This window comes from Pseudomonas qingdaonensis (assembly GCF_018398475.1).
GTDB lineage: Bacteria > Pseudomonadota > Gammaproteobacteria > Pseudomonadales > Pseudomonadaceae > Aquipseudomonas > Aquipseudomonas palmensis.
Genome location: NZ_CP074676.1, coordinates 5,778,842 through 5,795,772, shown reverse-complemented (window position 1 = coordinate 5,795,772; position 16,931 = coordinate 5,778,842). Strand labels below are relative to the sequence as shown.

At 63.8% G+C, this 16,931-nt stretch carries 16 protein-coding genes and 1 pseudogene; 6 read left to right on the top strand and 11 right to left on the bottom strand.

The window, feature by feature from the left end:
* Nucleotides 1–55 precede the first annotated feature (55 nt).
* Entirely contained in the window at nucleotides 56–697 is a 642-nt protein-coding gene (gene pyrE, locus KH389_RS26545; protein ID WP_213606572.1) for an orotate phosphoribosyltransferase, read from the top strand.
* Between the two features lie 86 nt (nucleotides 698–783).
* Here the strand turns inward: pyrE and argB are convergent, their stop codons facing one another.
* From argB to coaBC, 5 genes and pseudogenes are all read right to left on the bottom strand, one after another.
* Entirely contained in the window at nucleotides 784–1,689 is a 906-nt protein-coding gene (gene argB, locus KH389_RS26540) for an acetylglutamate kinase (RefSeq protein ID WP_043859860.1), read from the bottom strand.
* Between the two features lie 29 nt (nucleotides 1,690–1,718).
* A pseudogene (locus tag KH389_RS26535) lies at nucleotides 1,719–3,095 on the bottom strand (phosphomannomutase/phosphoglucomutase); the annotation flags it as partial.
* A 169-nt stretch (nucleotides 3,096–3,264) separates the two neighbouring features.
* Nucleotides 3,265–3,978 (bottom strand): hypothetical protein, encoded by a 714-nt coding sequence (locus KH389_RS26530; RefSeq protein ID WP_058541940.1) that lies wholly within the window; start codon nucleotides 3,976–3,978, stop codon nucleotides 3,265–3,267.
* Entirely contained in the window at nucleotides 3,975–4,430 is a 456-nt protein-coding gene (gene dut / locus KH389_RS26525; protein ID WP_043859857.1) for a dUTP diphosphatase, read from the bottom strand. The genes KH389_RS26530 and dut overlap by 4 nt, the downstream gene beginning before the upstream one ends.
* Before the next feature lie 6 nt (nucleotides 4,431–4,436).
* Nucleotides 4,437–5,645: a bifunctional phosphopantothenoylcysteine decarboxylase/phosphopantothenate--cysteine ligase CoaBC gene (gene coaBC, locus KH389_RS26520; protein WP_058541939.1), complete on the bottom strand. Its 1,209-nt coding sequence runs from the start codon at nucleotides 5,643–5,645 to the stop codon at nucleotides 4,437–4,439.
* Nucleotides 5,646–5,780: 135 nt separating this feature from the next.
* Between coaBC and radC the strand changes: the two genes are divergently transcribed.
* A complete protein-coding gene (gene radC / locus KH389_RS26515; protein ID WP_043859855.1) occupies nucleotides 5,781–6,461 on the top strand; it encodes a RadC family protein in 681 nt (226 codons plus the stop codon).
* 21 nt (nucleotides 6,462–6,482) lie between these two features.
* Here the strand turns inward: radC and KH389_RS26510 are convergent, their stop codons facing one another.
* Together KH389_RS26510 and KH389_RS26505 are read right to left on the bottom strand one after the other, a co-directional pair.
* Complete coding sequence (locus KH389_RS26510) at nucleotides 6,483–7,289, bottom strand: hypothetical protein (RefSeq protein ID WP_054916673.1); 807 nt, start codon at nucleotides 7,287–7,289, stop codon at nucleotides 6,483–6,485.
* A 148-nt stretch (nucleotides 7,290–7,437) separates the two neighbouring features.
* Entirely contained in the window at nucleotides 7,438–9,027 is a 1,590-nt protein-coding gene (locus KH389_RS26505) for an ABC transporter substrate-binding protein (protein WP_054916672.1), read from the bottom strand.
* Nucleotides 9,028–9,389: 362 nt separating this feature from the next.
* Here KH389_RS26505 and rpmB point away from each other — a divergent pair, with 362 nt between their 5' ends.
* Nucleotides 9,390–9,626 carry a 50S ribosomal protein L28 gene (gene rpmB, locus KH389_RS26500; protein ID WP_043859852.1) on the top strand — a complete coding sequence of 79 codons (237 nt, stop codon included), beginning with the start codon at nucleotides 9,390–9,392 and terminating at the stop codon, nucleotides 9,624–9,626.
* A gap of 11 nt (nucleotides 9,627–9,637) precedes the next feature.
* Nucleotides 9,638–9,793 (top strand): 50S ribosomal protein L33, encoded by a 156-nt coding sequence (gene rpmG / locus KH389_RS26495; protein WP_010225867.1) that lies wholly within the window; start codon nucleotides 9,638–9,640, stop codon nucleotides 9,791–9,793.
* Nucleotides 9,794–9,861: 68 nt separating this feature from the next.
* On the opposite strand, the gene KH389_RS26490 is transcribed toward rpmG, so the two are convergent.
* Nucleotides 9,862–10,110: a hypothetical protein gene (locus KH389_RS26490; RefSeq protein WP_370409248.1), complete on the bottom strand. Its 249-nt coding sequence runs from the start codon at nucleotides 10,108–10,110 to the stop codon at nucleotides 9,862–9,864.
* 90 nt (nucleotides 10,111–10,200) lie between these two features.
* On the bottom strand, nucleotides 10,201–10,563 hold the full coding sequence (locus KH389_RS26485; RefSeq protein ID WP_213606571.1) for a cupin domain-containing protein: 363 nt from the start codon (nucleotides 10,561–10,563) through the stop codon (nucleotides 10,201–10,203).
* A 193-nt stretch (nucleotides 10,564–10,756) separates the two neighbouring features.
* Between KH389_RS26485 and KH389_RS26480 the strand changes: the two genes are divergently transcribed.
* On the top strand, nucleotides 10,757–12,250 hold the full coding sequence (locus tag KH389_RS26480) for an aldehyde dehydrogenase (RefSeq protein ID WP_043859850.1): 1,494 nt from the start codon (nucleotides 10,757–10,759) through the stop codon (nucleotides 12,248–12,250).
* Nucleotides 12,251–12,368: 118 nt separating this feature from the next.
* On the top strand, nucleotides 12,369–13,508 hold the full coding sequence (locus KH389_RS26475; RefSeq protein WP_043859849.1) for an MFS transporter: 1,140 nt from the start codon (nucleotides 12,369–12,371) through the stop codon (nucleotides 13,506–13,508).
* 274 nt (nucleotides 13,509–13,782) lie between these two features.
* On the opposite strand, the gene KH389_RS26470 is transcribed toward KH389_RS26475, so the two are convergent.
* The gene (locus tag KH389_RS26470) at nucleotides 13,783–15,306 is read right to left on the bottom strand and encodes a phospholipase D family protein (protein ID WP_058541849.1); all 1,524 of its coding nucleotides are present in this window, start codon (nucleotides 15,304–15,306) and stop codon (nucleotides 13,783–13,785) included.
* A 93-nt stretch (nucleotides 15,307–15,399) separates the two neighbouring features.
* The gene (locus KH389_RS26465; protein ID WP_043863325.1) at nucleotides 15,400–16,830 is read right to left on the bottom strand and encodes an aminotransferase-like domain-containing protein; all 1,431 of its coding nucleotides are present in this window, start codon (nucleotides 16,828–16,830) and stop codon (nucleotides 15,400–15,402) included.
* Nucleotides 16,831–16,931 lie beyond the last annotated feature (101 nt).

Sequence of the window (16,931 nt, the reverse complement as noted above, 5' to 3'; positions counted from 1 at the left end):
GTATGATACCCGAGCTGTACTCATTTAGCTAAATCTGTGGTAGCCGGGACTCTTCATGCAGCCGTATCAGCGCGAATTCATTCGTTTTGCCATCGATCGTGGGGTTCTGCGCTTCGGTGAGTTCACCCTCAAGTCGGGCCGCATCAGCCCGTATTTCTTCAACGCCGGCCTGTTCAACAGTGGCGCTGCCCTGGCTCAGCTCGGTCGGTTCTATGCGGCGGCGATCGTCGACAGCAAGATCCCGTTCGACGTGCTGTTCGGCCCGGCCTACAAGGGCATCCCCCTGGCTGCCGCTACGGCGGTGCAACTGGCCGAGCACCATGGGCTGGATGTGCCGTGGTGCTTCAACCGCAAGGAAGCCAAGGCGCACGGCGAGGGTGGCAGCCTGGTGGGCTCGCCACTGGCAGGCGACGTGCTGATCATCGACGACGTGATCACTGCCGGCACGGCCATCCGCGAGGTGATGCAGATCATCCAGGGCCAGAAGGCCAGGGCGGCGGGCGTACTGATCGCGATGAATCGCCAGGAGCGTGGCAACGGCGACCTGTCGGCGATCCAGGAAGTGGAGCGTGACTTCGGCATTCCGGTGGTCAGCATCGTATCGCTGACCCAGGTGCTGCAGTTCCTCGCCGATGACCCGGCGCTCAAGCAGCACTTGCCGGCCGTCGAGGCCTACCGGGCCCAGTACGGTATCTGAGGCAAACAAAAAGGCGACCCGCGGGTCGCCTTTTTTGTACCTGTGGTGGCCCGCTCCTGTAGGAGCCGGCCTTGCCGGCGGATGCCTCAGCGCGGTTCGTGATTGGTAATCAGGGTACCCACGCCGCTGTCGGTGAAGATCTCCAGCAGCACCGCATTCGGCACGCGGCCGTCGATGATGTGCGAGCTGTGCACGCCGCCCTGTACTGCTTCCAGTGCGCAACGGATCTTGGGCAGCATGCCGCCGTAGATGGTGCCGTCCGCGATCAGTTCGTCAACCTGCTCGGTGGTCAGGCCGGTGAGCACGGTGCCCTGCTTGTCCATCAGGCCGGCGATGTTGGTCAGCAGCATCAGCTTCTCGGCCTTGAGCGCTTCGGCCACCTTGCCTGCCACCAGGTCGGCGTTGATGTTGTACGACTCGCCGTTGGCGCCCACGCCGATTGGCGCGATCACCGGGATGAAGTCGCCCTTGACCAGCATGTTCAGCAGGTCGGTGTTCACCCCGACCACTTCGCCCACATGACCGATGTCGATGATTTCAGGGCTGGTCATCTCTGGCGTCTGGCGGGTGACGGTGAGCTTCCTGGCGCGAATCAGCTCGGCGTCCTTGCCGGTCAGACCGATGGCGCTGCCGCCATGACGGTTGATCAGGTTGACGATGTCCTTGTTCACCTGGCCGCCGAGCACCATCTCCACCACGTCCATGGTCTGCGCATCAGTGACGCGCATGCCATCGACAAACCGGCTTTCGATGGACAGGCGCTTGAGCAGGTCGCCGATCTGCGGGCCGCCGCCGTGCACCACCACCGGGTTGATGCCGACTGCCTTCATCAGCACCACGTCGCGGGCGAAGCCGGTCTTGAGCTCTTCGCTCTCCATCGCGTTGCCGCCGTACTTGATCACCAGCGTCTTGCCGACAAAGCGGCGGATGTAGGGCAGCGCTTCGGACAGTACCTGGGCGACATGGGTGGCGGCATCACGATCAAGGGTCATGCAGGGCTCCAGTTGGAACAAGGGGTCGGTCAGAACGTTGGTTGCAGATCAGGGGCTGCGCGCTTGAGCTGGGCAAGGAACACGTCCTTGATTCGCTGCAGCTCGGCTTCGCTGTCGGCCTCGAAGCGCAGTACCAGCACCGGCGTGGTGTTGGAGGCGCGAACCAGGCCCCAGCCGTTGGGGTAGTCGACCCGTACACCATCGATGGTGGTCAGGTTGGCGTCTTGGCCCCAGTCGGCGTCGCGTTGCAGTGCCTCAATGATGCTGAATTTACCCTCGTCCGTCACATCAATGTTGATTTCAGGGGTACAAATATCGTTCGGGAACGCCGCGAACAGCGTTTCGGCATCGCTATCGGCCTTGCTCAGAATCTCCAGCAGGCGCGCGGCGCTGTAGATGCCGTCGTCGAAACCGTACCAGCGCTCCTTGATGAAGATGTGCCCGCTCATCTCGCCGGCCAGCAGGGCGCCAGTCTGCTTCATCTTCTTCTTGATCAACGAATGACCTGTCTTCCACATCAGCGCGCGGCCGCCGTACTGTTCGATCAGCGGGGTCAGGCGGCGGGTGCATTTGACGTCGAAGATGATCTCGGCGCCCGGGTTGCGCGCCAGCACGTCCTGGGCGAACAGCATCAGCAGGCGATCGGGGTAGACGATGTTGCCGGTGTTGGTCACTACGCCGACACGGTCGCCGTCACCGTCGAAGGCCAGGCCCAGGTCGGCGCCGCTTTCCTTGACCTTGGCGATCAGGTCCACCAGGTTTTCCGGCTTGCCCGGGTCGGGGTGGTGGTTGGGGAAGTTGCCGTCGACCTCGCAGAACAGCGGGATCATCTCGCAGCCCAGCGCCTCGATCAGCTGCGGGGCGATCACCCCGGCGGCGCCGTTGCCGCAGTCCACCACCACCTTGAGCTTCTTCGCCAGCTTGATGTCGCCGGTGATCTGGGTGAAGTAGCGGTCCAGGATCTCGACCTTCTCGACGCTGCCTTCGCCGCGGGTGAGGTCGTTGGTCTGCAGGCGGATCAGGAGGGCCTGGATCTGCTCATTGGCCAGGGTGTCGCCGGCGATGACGATCTTGAAGCCGTTGTAGTTCGGCGGGTTGTGGCTGCCGGTGAGCATCACCCCGGACTTGCCGGCCAGCACGTTGGCGGCGTAGTACAGGGCGGGCGTGGGTACCAGGCCGACGTCGCTGACCTTGCAGCCGGCCTCGACCAGGCCCTTGATCAGTTGCTCGACCAGCATCGGGCCGGACAGGCGACCGTCGCGGCCAACCGATACATGCGGCTCGCCCTGGGCCAGGCTCTGTGCACCGATGGCGCGGCCGATCCAGTAGGCGGTTTCGGCGGTGAGGCCTTCGCCGACCACACCTCGGATATCGTAGGCGCGGAAGATGCTGGCGGGGAGGTTCGGGGTCATGCGTTCCATGTTGCTCACCTGGGGAAACTCCAATTGGAAGGGGCTATGTTGGGTCGACGGTCGGCATGCGCTGCAGGCACCCGGCGCGCCGCGCGGCTAAAGATGTCCGGCTTTGACGGCATTTTCGACATAGAGTTCTTGAGCCGGGCGATTCATCCGTCGATCACCTCTGAAAGATCGACCCGGGCTGAAAGTGCAGGCTCCATGCATCGTTGAAGGTCCCTATCGGGGTTATTGCCGGGCTATCACTTTCGCCTGCGCTGGCCAGTACGGCCTGAGGGTCGTCGAACACGCCTTGCACGAGGCTGGCCTTGCCGATTTCCGGCATGTCTATTTTCAGAGCAGCACTTACACGTTGCAGCTCGAAAGTCATGAGCAGCACAGCCTGCACCGGGCCTGTCGCACTGCCTCGAATGGGCGTGACACTGTGGATATGCAGTTGCCCGTTGGTCGGGTGGGCCTCCAGGTTCGGTGGTACCCCGCGTTCGGCTCGCCCGATCATGTCCAGCAATGGCGGGCTGAGTGAGCGGTCGTGGAGGCTCTCGCGCCTGGCCTGGCCGGGCGTGAGCAACCGACTGCTGACCAACCCTTCGAGGTAGCTGAAGTCGTCCAGCACCTGGCGCGCCTGGCGGGCGTCAGCCGCCTTGGCGGCGGCAAGCAGGGCCGGATGGCGGGCCACGGTGTCGACCTCGGACACCAGACGGGCGATCTGCTGATCGAGCGCAATGACCAGCCCAAAGGCCGGAAAATACGTCTGCAGGTTACGTTGCTCGCGTTGCAGAGGGATTACCAGCGTCAGCCACACCGCGAGCCCGGCGACGAGCATGCCGGCCAGGCCCCAATACAGGCCTGGCAGCAGGGCTCGCGCGTTATTCAATGGCTGCCCGAATGGCCGAAGCCGCCAGCGCCACGCTGAGTTTCGTCGAAGGTTTCGACGATGTCGAAGTGCGCCTGTACCACCGGTACCAGCACCAGTTGCGCAATGCGCTCGCCGATGGCGATGGTGAAAGGGGTCTGGCCGCGGTTCCAGCACGACACCATCAGCTCGCCCTGGTAGTCCGAATCGATCAGGCCGACCAGATTGCCCAGCACGATGCCGTGCTTGTGGCCCAGGCCCGAGCGCGGAAGGATCAGCGCGGCCAGGCCCGGGTCGCCGACGTAGATCGACAGGCCGGTAGGGATCAGTATGGTCTGGCCCGGCTCCAGGACGGTCTCTTCCTTGAGCATGGCGCGCAGGTCGAGGCCGGCAGAACCGGGAGTGGCGTATTGCGGCAGCGGGAATTCGCTGCCAAGGCGCGGATCGAGAATCTTGGCTTGTAAGGCGTGCATGCAGAGTTAAACCTGGTTGAGACGTTCGGCGATGAAGGCTACCAGCTGACGGGCGATCTTGCCCTTGCTGGTCTGTGCAAAGAGTGTTGCTTGAAGTTGGCGATCGATCACGCTGCAGGCGTTCTCCTCGCTGTTGAAGCCGATGCTGGGGTTGGCCACGTCATTGGCGACGATCAGGTCGAGGTTCTTGTCCTTGAGCTTGCGCGCGGCGTAATCGAGCAGGTGTTCGGTCTCGGCGGCAAAGCCGACGCTGAACGGGCGGTCGGGGCGGGTGGCGATGGTGGCCAGAATGTCCGGGTTGCGCACCATCTGCAGCAGCAGGCCGTCACCTGTCGTAGGGTCTTTCTTGAGCTTTTGCGGGGCGACGACTTCGGGGCGGTAGTCCGCAACCGCAGCCGATGCGATGAACACATCGCACGGGATCGCCGCTTCGCACGCGGCGAGCATGTCCCGCGCGCTCACCACGTCGATACGGGTCACCCGGTCGGGTGTGGGCAGGTGCACCGGCCCTGTCACCAGGGTTACCCGAGCACCGGCTTCCACCGCCGCTTCGGCCAGGGCAAAGCCCATCTTCCCCGAGCTATGATTGGTGATGTAGCGCACCGGGTCGATGTTTTCCTGGGTCGGGCCTGCGGTAATCAGCACGTGCTTGCCGGTCAGCGACTGGCGCTTGAAGGTTTCGGCGGCGCACCAGGCCAGGTCGGTGGCTTCGAGCATGCGGCCAAGGCCCACGTCGCCACAGGCCTGGCTGCCGGAGGCCGGGCCGAACACCTGGATGTCGCGGCTTTGCAGCAGCTGCAAGTTGGCCTGGGTGGCCGGGTCGCGCCACATGGCCTGGTTCATGGCCGGTGCCAACGCCACGGTGGCGTCGGTAGCCAGTACCAGGGTGGTCAGCAGATCGTTGGCAACGCCTTGCGCCAGGCGCGCGATCAGGTCGGCGGTGGCAGGTGCGATCAGCACCAGGTCGGCCCACTTGGCCAGTTCGATATGGCCCATCGCCGCTTCGGCGGCAGGGTCGAGCAGGTCCATGTGCACGGGGTGCCCGGACAGGGCCTGCATGGTCAGCGGGGTGATGAATTCGGCCCCGCCGTGGGTCATGACGACGCGTACTTGCGCGCCGTGCTCCAGGAGTCGGCGAACCAGCTCGGCGCTCTTGTAGGCAGCAATGCCGCCGCCGACGCCAAGAACGATGCGTTTCCGATACAGCCGCTGCATAGGCTTGCCTTTCTTTGATCAGTGTTTGCACGCGGCGACGACGCCTCCCCAGGCCGAATCGTCGCGTAAAAAGAGGGGGCTACGATAGCACAGGGCTGAAATGGGGAGCAGCCACACACAGACAGAGGGACAGCTATGGGTATCAGGGATTGGCCGTCGGCGGAACGCCCGCGGGAGAAGTTGCTTGAGCGAGGGGCCGGGAGCCTGTCGGACGCCGAGTTGCTGGCGGTGTTCCTGCGCACCGGTGTGGCAGGCAAGAGCGCGGTGGACCTGGCGCGCCACCTGTTGCAGCAGTTTGGCGGCTTGCGGCAACTGCTGGAGGCCGATCAGCCGACGTTTCAGCGTGAGCTGGGGCTAGGCCCGGCGAAGTATGCGCAACTGCAGGCGGTGATGGAGATTGGGCGCCGGCACTTGGCCGAAACCATCATCCGCGACCCGGCGTTGCAGAGCCCGGGGGCGGTCCGGCGTTACCTGAAATCGATGCTGCGTCATGAAGAAAGCGAGGTGTTCGGCTGCCTGTACCTGGACAACAAGCACCGTCCTCTAGGGTTCGAGGCGTTGTTCCGCGGGTCCATCAGCAGTGCCAACGTCTATCCTCGGGAAGTCATCAAGCGTGCGTTGGCCAGAAATGCCGCAGCATTGATCCTTTGTCACAATCATCCGTCAGGTGTTTCCGAGCCAAGCCAGGCAGATATCAATCTGACCCTGCGCTTGCAGAAAGCCCTGGGCCTGATCGAGGTGCGGGTGCTGGATCACATCATCATCGGCGATGGGGAGCCATTGTCGATGGTGGAGCGGGGCTTGTTCGCTGCCTGACGCTGCTGTGCGTGGGCGGTACTAGTCGATCAGCTTTGTTGCAACAAACGACGCAGCCAGCCCGACAACCGAAGCCAGCAGCAGGTAGTGACGCACCACAAGCTCGGTTCTGATCGTGGCTGGAAAGGACTCCACGTCTGCGGCCTGCAGCGATCCTGTTCTGATGAAGAGCTTCGCATGAGCCAGAAGCGCAGCGATGCATACGGTAAACACGATTCTGCCAAACACCGTGTTGTACATCACCGGGCGTTGTCGGTTCACCACCGCCTTGCAGTTGGCAAGGTACCGGGATGCACTGGTCATGTAGCGCATGCCAGCCTGTGCGTACTGGGTGGCGACCCACCCCAGGCCGGCGATGCAAGGCAGTTGCAGTGCAAGGGGCAGCCAATAGGGTGAATACCCGCCGAGCCCGAACTCCGTCGGCTCGCCCTGGTGCTGAACGGCTTTGAGCACCTGCAGGGCAAGGGCCAGCAGCACCAGAACGGCCAGCATTGCCAGCCTGAGGTGGTGGCTAAGAACCAGCAGCGTTCTGAGGTTGCCGGGGAATCGCTTGATGTCCTCTGCGCTCAGGCCCCCGAACTCGACCGGGCAATCGGGGTAGGCCAACAGGCCGGCGATGTCGCCCACTGCCCTGAATCGTTGGCGCAGGCCCAGGTTGAGGCTGTACCGATGAGCGTCAACCAGCGGCGAGTTGTGAAGGTGCTCGAGTGCTTCGGCCAATCGCTGGGTAGCAATGTAGAGAAGCAGTGCGCCGAAGACCACCGGGCCGAGTATCAGTGCCACGGTGAGGCCGGCGATAGCCGCTTCGATCCAGTATTCAATATCCAATGCGGCTATCCGTACGGTGCGGTTCGCTGGGCAACCATCGTAAGTCGATGGCGAGAGTCACCTGGCGGCCTGAACACGCGCTGCAGGCTGCTGCAGTGTCCTTCGGGCTACCAGAGGACGCTGTCAGGAGCCTGCAGGCGCGAGTCGTTCAGCGTGCGGTCTTCACCGTGGCAAAGTCCTGCCGGCCGAACGGGCTGACCGTGTAGCCCTCCACATCCTTGCGCATCAGCACCGCTGCCGTGGGGTGCGCCAGTGGCAGCCACAGTGCCTGCTGCTGGATCAGCCCCTGGGCCTGCTGGTACAGGCGGCTGCGCACGCTCTGGTCGTTGGTGGTCTTGCCGGCACTGATCAACTGGTCCAGGCGCTTGTCGCAGTACCGCGCGAAGTTGGTCCCCGACTCGACTGCCGGGCAGGCAAACTGCGGGCTGAGGAAGTTGTCGGGGTCGCCGTTGTCGCCGGCCCAGCCCATGAACAGCAAATCGTGCTCACCGGCCTTGGCACGGCGGATCAGCTCGCCCCATTCGATCACGCGAATCTCGGCCTTGATGCCGACCTTCGCCAGGTCTGCCTGCAGCAGTTGTGCCCCCAGGCTCGGGTTGGGGTTGAGCAGGCTTCCCGAAGGGCGCGTCCAGATTGTGGTGCTGAAGCCGTCCGGCAACCCGGCCTTGACCAGCAGCGCCTTGGCTTTGGTCGCGTCGGTCGGGTAACCCGGCAAGTCCTTGGCGTAGCTCCAGGTGTTGGGCGGCAGGGGGCCTTCAGCGGCGACTGCGGTGCCTTCGAACACGGCCTTGAGGTAGCTGGTCTTGTCGAACGCCAGGTTGATCGCCTGCCGTACCTCGACCTTGTCCAGCGGCGGGTGCTGGCTGTTGATCGCGACGAACGCGGTCATGAACGCCTCGGTCTTCTCGACCTTCAGGTTTGCGTCTTCGGCGGCTGCCGCAACGTCCAGCGGCTTGGGCGACAGGGCGATCTGGCACTCGTTGCGCCGCAGTTTCTGCAGGCGCACGTTGGCGTCGGGGGTGATCGCGAAAATCAGCGGGTCGACGCTCGGCTTGCCGGCAAAATAGTCGGCATTGGCGCGGTAGCGGATCACTGCGTCCTTCTGGAAACGCTGGAACACGAACGGGCCGGTGCCGATCGGCTGGCTGTTGAGCTTCTCCGGGGTGCCGGCCTTGAGCAACTGGTCGGCGTATTCGGCCGAATAGATCGAGGCGAAGCCCATGCTCAGGGTGGCGAGGAAGGTCGCGTCCGGATGGTCGAGGGTAAAGCGCACGCTCAGCGGATCGGGTGCCTCCACCTGCTTGATCAGGCTAGGCAGCTGCAACGACTGGGCATGCGGGTAGCCGCTCTGGGTGATCTTGTGCCAGGAGTGGGCGGGGTAGAGCATGCGCTGGAAGCTGAACAGCACGTCGTCGGCGTTCAGCACGCGGCTGGGCTTGAAGTACGGCGTACTGTGAAACTTTACCCCCGGGCGCAGCTTGAAGTCGTAGACCAGGCCGTCGGCCGATACCGTCCAGCTTTCGGCCAGGCTCGGCACCACCTTGCCGCTGGTGGCGTCGAATTCCACCAGCCGGTTCATGAGCACATCGGCAGAAGCATTGGTGGTGGTCAGCGCGTTATACTGCACCACGTCAAAGCCTTCGGGGCTGGCCTCGGTACATACGCTCAAGGCGCCTGCCTGGGCCAGTGCGGGGCTTAGCAGCGCTGCGAGCAACAGGGGTAAAGCGGCACGACGCATGGTGACTCCTTGGCTGATCAATGGCCCATCTGCCCGTGCAGTCTGGAAAACTCCTACCCTAGTGCGCAAGGCCGTAAATGGCCAACTCCTTTTTCAAGGAATATTGCGACGAGCGGTTTTGTCGCTGGAAGCCCTGCATCCGGGCGGCCTGGGTTGATTCATGCATCGTGCGATCACATCAAATGTTGTTGTACCCCGGCCTTTCTGGTATAAAGCAGCGCTCTTTTCTAGGGGCTCGGTTTGTCGCATCTGCAGATCTTGCCGATAAGACCCTGAAGAAACACGGCGCCTGGCGCCAAAGACTGAGAGATTAAGCGGCCAACCCATGCCGGGTTGGGCATGTGGTTTTAGAGGGCTGAGGCATGTCGAGAGTCTGTCAAGTTACCGGTAAGGGTCCGGTAACCGGGAATAACATTTCCCACGCGAATAACAAAACCCGTCGTCGTTTCCTGCCGAACCTGCAGCATCACCGCTTCTGGGTCGAGTCGGAGAAGCGTTTCGTGCGTCTGCGCGTTTCTGCCAAAGGCATGCGTATCATCGACAAGCGCGGCATCGATGCCGTTCTGGTCGAAATTCGCCGTAACGGCGCCAAGGTCTAAGGGAGAAAATCATGCGTGAATTGATCCGTCTGGTGTCGACCGCTAATACCGGCCACTTCTACACCACCGACAAGAACAAGCGCACCACTCCGGACAAAATCGAAATCAAAAAATTCGATCCGGTTGTTCGCAAGCACGTGATCTACAAGGAAGCCAAGATCAAGTAATTGATCCCGGCTTACGAAAAAAGGCCCGCATCTCACGATGCGGGCCTTTTTTTATGGCGATTTTCTGTTCAGCCGAAATGGAAACCGCTGATCAGGCCCGCCTCGTTGCCGCTGATGTTCACGCGTTGCGGGTCCATTTCGCGGGTCGACATCTCGCCGATGCCGACCACGCGCTGGCGCCCGGTCAGTTCGCTGATGTAGGCCTTCACGGTCGGCACGTAGCGGGTGCCGACCAGGCGGCCGATGCAGGTGAGCACTTCGTCGTTGCTCAGCTGCAACGCTTCGATGGGGCAGACGACCGGTTGATCCTTTTGCATGGTGAGGCTCCTTGAGTTCAGGTGGGTCCGGATAAGGACCTCGCCATGCTCGCGCCAGGGAGGGCCGGCGCGGCGGTATCTATCTATGGTCTATGCCTTGGGCTCGAACACCACGTAGATCTTGCGGCAGGTCTCCAGCACCTCCCAGGTGCCCTTGAAGCCGGCCGGGATCACGAAGCGGTCACCGGTGCGCAGGGTCTTGGCGTTGCCTTCTTCGTCGCGCAGCACCGATACGCCGTGCACGATCTCGCAGTATTCGTGTTCAGTGTAATTGACGGTCCATTGCCCGGGCGCTCCCTCCCACACGCCAGCGGCGAATTGCCCGCAAGGGCTGGCGTAATGGTTGTAGACCGCCTGCTCCGGGTCGCCCTTGAGCACTTTTTCGGCAGCCGGGCGGTAGCGCTCGGCCTCGGTCAGTACCTGTGCGAAGTCGACAATCTGCTGGATATTCATGTTTGGGTCCCCTGATTGTTAAATAAAGTGCACATCACTAGGCATTTGGCCATGTATTGTCAAATATATTGATAATTCAGGTGCCAGAGTTTAGGGTGTCGAGTGCCGTAGAGCGACAATCGCTCCGGCCGTATTCTGACAGCGCCCTGGCCCCTCGTGCGGCGCTGCATTTCAACAACAGGAGGAGTTTCGTATGACCACCCTGACTCGTGCGGACTGGGAACAGCGTGCCCAGCAACTCAAGATCGAAGGCCGTGCTTTCATCAATGGTGAATACACCGCCGCCGTTTCCAACGCCACGTTCGAGTGCCTGAGCCCGGTTGACGGACGCCTTCTGGCGCAGGTCGCCAGCTGCGACGAGGCCGACGCCCAGCGCGCCGTGGAAAACGCCCGCGCCACCTTCGAGTCCGGCGTGTGGTCACGCCTGGCCCCTGCCAAGCGCAAGGCTACCCTGATCCGTTTCGCCGCGCTGCTCAAGCAGAACGTCGAGGAGCTGGCCCTGCTCGAAACCCTCGACATGGGCAAGCCGATCAACGACTCGCTGAACATCGACGTGCCGGGCGCTGCCCAGGCACTGAGCTGGAACGGCGAAGCCATCGACAAGATCTACGACGAAGTCGCGGCCACCCCGCACGACCAGCTAGGCCTGGTAACCCGCGAGCCTGTGGGTGTGGTGGCGGCCATCGTGCCGTGGAACTTCCCCCTGCTGATGGCCAGCTGGAAACTCGGCCCGGCGCTGGCCACCGGTAACTCGGTGGTGCTCAAGCCGTCCGAGAAGTCCCCGCTGACCGCCATCCGCATCGCCCAGCTGGCCATCGAGGCCGGTATCCCGGCCGGCGTGCTGAACGTGCTGCCTGGCTACGGCCACACCGTCGGCAAGGCTCTGGCCCTGCACATGGACGTCGATACCCTGGTGTTCACCGGCTCGACCAAGATCGCCAAGCAGCTGATGATCTACGCCGGCGAATCGAACATGAAGCGCGTGTGGCTGGAAGCCGGCGGCAAGAGCCCGAACATCGTGTTCGCCGATGCCCCGGACCTGAACGCCGCTGCCGCCGCCGCGGCCAGTGCCATCGCCTTCAACCAAGGCGAAGTGTGCACCGCAGGTTCGCGTCTGCTGGTCGAGCGCTCGATCAAGGACAAGTTCCTGCCGCTGGTACTGGAGGCCCTCAAGGCCTGGAAGCCTGGCAACCCGCTGGACCCGGCCACCACCGTTGGTGCCCTGGTCGACACCCAGCAGATGAACACCGTGCTGTCCTACATCGAGGCTGGCCACACCGATGGCGCCAAGCTGCTGGTGGGCGGCAAGCGCATCCTCGAAGAAACCGGCGGCACCTATGTCGAACCGACCATCTTCGACGGCGTGAGCAACGCCATGCGCATCGCCAAGGAAGAGATCTTCGGCCCGGTACTGTCGGTGATCACCTTCGACAGCGTCGAAGAAGCCATCCAGATCGCCAACGACACCCCTTACGGCCTGGCCGCAGGTGTATGGACCGCCGACATCAGCAAGGCGCACAAGACCGCCAAGGCCCTGCGTGCCGGCAGCGTGTGGGTCAACCAGTACGACGGTGGCGACATGACTGCGCCGTTCGGTGGCTTCAAGCAGTCGGGCAACGGCCGTGACAAGTCGCTGCACGCACTGGACAAGTACACCGAGCTCAAGGCCACCTGGATCAAGCTGTAAGGCCATGGGTGCGGCCTGGTGCCGCGCCCCGAGCGATCCGCGCCACAGCCGGGCCCTGCGTTAGCGCAGGCCCGGCTGTGTTGCTTGTGGCGATCCATCATTCTGGGAGGAAGTACACATGCGTTGGGCTACCTACTTCGCCGTGCTGTCGTCGGTTCTGAGCGTCGGCCTTGCCCTGGGCGTGAGCATGCCGTTGGTATCGCTGCGTCTGGAGAGCTGGGGCTATGGCAGCTTTGCCATTGGCGTGATGGCGGCGATGCCGGCAATTGGCGTGCTGGTTGGCGCCAGCCTGTCCAGCCGCCTGGCGGCGTATTTCGGCACCGCCACGCTGATGCGCCTGTGCCTGCTGGCCGGTGCGTTGTCCATCGGCCTGCTGGCGCTGCTGCCCAGCTATCCGGTGTGGCTGGCGTTGCGCCTGCTGATCGGGGTGATCCTGACCATCGTGTTCATCCTTGGCGAAAGCTGGATCAACCAGCTGGTGGTCGAGCAATGGCGTGGCCGCCTGGTGGCGCTGTATGGCAGCAGCTATGCCCTCAGCCAGCTGGCCGGGCCGCTGCTGCTGGGCGTGCTGGGTTCGGAGGATGACCTGGGCTTCTGGATCGGGGCCGGGTTGCTGGTGGTGGCACCGCTGGTGCTGATCGGTCGCAGCGGGGCGCCCAGCGCTGAAGCCTGTGGTGTGGGCCTGCGTGACCTGGTGGGCTTCTGCCGGCGCTTGCCGGTAATCGCCTGGGCCATTGCGCTGTTCGCCGCGTTCGAGGCGATGATCCTCACCCTGTTGCCGGTGTACTGCCTGCAGCAGGGCTTCACCACCGAGCTGGCGCTGTTCATGGTCAGTACCGTGGTGGTGGGCGATGCGGTACTGCAACTGCCGATTGGGGCGCTGGCCGACTACATGTCGCGCCGCACGCTGTTCACCGGCTGCGCCATGACCCTGCTGGTGTCGAGCCTGGCCATTCCGGTGCTGATGCACACGCCGGCGATCTGGCCATTGTGGGTGCTGTTCGGCGCCAGTGCCGGTGGCCTGTTCACCCTGTCGCTGATCCTGATCGGCGAACGCTATCGCGATGATGCGCTGGTGCGCGCCAACGCCCACGTGGCGCAGCTGTGGGGCATCGGCTGCCTGATCGGGCCATTGGCTGCTGGGGCCGGTAGCCAGTGGGTGAGCGGGCATGCACTGCCGCTGCTGATGGCGGCGGGCGCGTTCGGGCTGGTGCTGTTGGCGATGCGGCCGAATGCCTTCGAGCCTGCCACGGCCTAGGGCCGCTTTGTACCGGTTGAATCTCCTCGAGGAGCGCTCTTCTCAGGGGATTTCATCTTTTACCCAGCTGCGCAACTTCTTGCGCACCAAAATGTGGATAAACCTGTGCATACATTGCTGCGGGCCATACTCAACGTGGCCTGCAGCCAACTGCGCAACTTCTTGCACAGTACTGCGCAAGAAGTTGCAAACCTATCGCTCTGCCTACGACCGCAACGGTATCGGCAAGCTAACCCAAGCGATCACCGCAGCGAACAAGCCGCATAGCTTCACCCTACAACATCCTCTCCAACCCCACCGCCTTGCTCACCCACGCATTGAATCGTCGCCACAGCCCGCCTGGCTCTGTCGTCAACGTGTGCAACTGCCCATTGTCCTCGGTCACCCACACCAGCTTGCCGTCGACCAGCCGCGGCTCGTAGCTCAGCGCCGGCGCCATGCCCTGCAGCGCCAGGTCGCGGGTGTACTCGGCTAGTTGCGGGCTGTCCACCAGCACGCCGACCTCGGTGTTCCACAGCACCGAGCGCGGGTCGAAGTTGAACGAGCCGATGAAGGTCTTCTGCCGATCGAACACGATCGCCTTGCTGTGCAGGCTCGAGTCCGATGCACTGCCGAAGTGATGGATACGCCCGCTGCTGGGGTCGCCGGGCTGGCGGCGCAGTTCGTACAGTTTTACCCCGTGTTCCAGCAGCGCCTTGCGGTACGGCGCATAGCCGCCGTGTACCGCCGGCACGTCGGTGGCCTCCAGCGAGTTGGTCAGCAGGCTCACCGACACCCCGGCGTCGGCATGGCTGGTCAGGTACAGCAGGCCGGTCTCGCCAGGGACGAAGTAGGCCGATACCAGGATCAGCTCATGGTGCACGTCGTTCAGGTCGGGCGCCAACTGCTGGGTCAGCAGCAACCGCGGGTCTGGCTCGGCCTGGGCCAGCACCTTGCTTGGCGCATCCCACAGCGCCTGGTTGTGTGCCCAGATCAACTCGTTGCGCCAGGAATCCAGGCGCGGGTGGGTCTTGTAGGCCATCAGGCGGTCGTACAGTGCCTTGCGCTTGACCCTGGCCTCGCTCAGCGAAGCCTCCAGGCGCTCGCGGCTCACACGCAGGTCGTCGGCGTTCGGGGTGCTGAACATGAAGTCGCCAATCGGTCGGCTCAGGGCGCTGTTCCAGTACTGGTCGAAGCTGTGCCCCAGCTGTTCGGCCACCGGCCCCACGCCCAGCATGTCGATGTCGGTGAAGTTCAGGTTGGGCTCGGCGTCGAAGTATTCGTCACCCAGGTTGCGCCCGCCGACGATGGCCATGCTGTTGTCCACCAGCCACAGCTTGTTGTGCATGCGCCGGTGCTGCAGCGACAGGTTGAACAGCCTGCCCAGGGCACGGGTCACGCCGGTGCTGCGCCCCAGGTGCAGCGGGTTGAACACGCGAATCTGCACCTTCGGGTGCGCCGCCAGGGTGGCGATGACCTCGTCCAGGCCGTCGCTGGTGGTGTCGTCGAGCAGGATGCGCACGCGCACGCCACGGTCGGCAGCTTGCAGCAGTTCGTGCACCAGCGCGCGGGTGCTGAGCCCGTCATGCACGATGTAGTACTGCAGGTCGATGCTGCTCTGGGCGTTACGGATCAGCTCGGCGCGGGCGTGGAACGCCTCGGTGCTGTTGGGCAGCAGGCGAAAGCCGGACCGCCCCTCATGAGCGCTGGCCTGGCGCTGCACCGAACGGCCAAAGGCCGAGTCGCTGGCGGGCAGGGCCTGGGTCACGGTACGGGGCGTGCTGGAGGTAGCGCACCCGGCAAGGGTGAGCGCCAGCATCAGTAACAGCGCGAAGGCCCTGGGTTTGGTCAAAGGGGCATGTCCTTGAGCAGGAAGGCAGTTGGGGGTTGGACCACGCGGGGCGGCGCAACGTTACCCGCCGCGCTCATCCTCGGCCAGTAGACGAATGGCGGTTTCGCCGACCTTGCGCACGGCCGCTTCGATTTCGGCAGTGGCGCGGGCGGCAAAGTTCATGCGCAGGCAGTTGCGGAACTTGCCCGACGCCGAAAAGATGCTGCCCACCGCAATCTGCACACCTTGCTCAAGTAAAGCCCGGTTCAGGCGCAAGGTGTCGAAACTTTCCGGCAGTTCCACCCACAGCACGAAGCCGCCCTGGGGCCGGCTGGCGCGGGTGCCGGCGGGGAAGTAGCGGCTCACCCAGTCGATCATCTGATCGCGGGCGCGCTGGTACTGGCCGCGCACACGGCGCAGGTGCGGCTGGTAGTGGCCGCCCTCGATGAAGTCGGCAATCGCCAGCTGCGGCTGGGTGGCGGTGTAGCCGGTGCTGATGTACTTCATGTGCATCACCCGCTCCAGGTAGCGCCCCGGCGCCACCCAGCCCACCCGCAGGCCGGGTGCAAGGGTCTTGGAGAACGAGCTGCACAGCAGCACGCGGCCGTCGTCGTCGAACGACTTGATGGTGCGTGGGCGCGGGTAGGTGTAGGCCAGGTCGCCATACACGTCGTCCTCCAGGATCGCCACGTCGAAGCGCTGGGCCAGGGTCAGCAGGGCGCGTTTGCGCGCCTCGGGCATGATGTAGCCCAATGGATTGTTGCAGCTGGGGGTCAGCTGGATCAGCTTGATCGGCCACTGTTCCAGGGCCAGCTCCAGGGCTTCGAGGCTGATGCCGGTGAGCGGGTCGGTGGGGATCTCCAACGCTTTCATGCCCAGGCCCTTGAGGGTCTGCATGGCGCCGTGAAAGCTCGGTGATTCGACCGCGACGATGTCGCCCGGCTGGCACACCGCGCGCACGCTGATCGACAGGGCTTCCTGGCAGCCGGTGGTGATCACCAGGTCTGCCGTGCTCAGGCTGCAGCCCGAATCGAGCATCAGCCGCGCCACCTGCTCGCGCAGGGCTTCGGTGCCGGCGACGGTGTCGTAGTACAGGCCGGGCATGTCCTGGCGCCGGCTCAGTTGCGCCAGGCTGCGCAGCAACGGCTTGAGGGTGGGGCTGCCGACATCGGGCATGCCGCGGCCCAGTTGCACCACGTCCTTGCGCGGCACGCTGCGCACCAGCTCGAATACCTGGTCCCATTGCGAGATATCCACAGGGCGCTGGGCCGGGCGGCTGACGTCGGGCAGGGCGGGTAGTGGGCGATGGTCAGGCACGAAATAGCCGGACTTGGGCCTAGGCGCCGCCAGCCCGTGGTCTTCCAGCACCCGATACGCCTGCTGCACGGTACTCAGGCTCACGCCATGCTCGACGCTCAGGGCCCGCACCGACGGCAGGCGGTCGCCGGGGCGGTAGAGGCCCTGCTCGATGCGTGCGCCAATCAGCTCGGCGAGGTTGACGTAGAGGGTCATGGCGTACTCCTGGGCGGGCAAGCGGCTGGCAACCGGTACAGATTGGGCAAAAATACAGCATTCAGCGCCGTTATCGACAGATCTGTATGGAAATAATACCT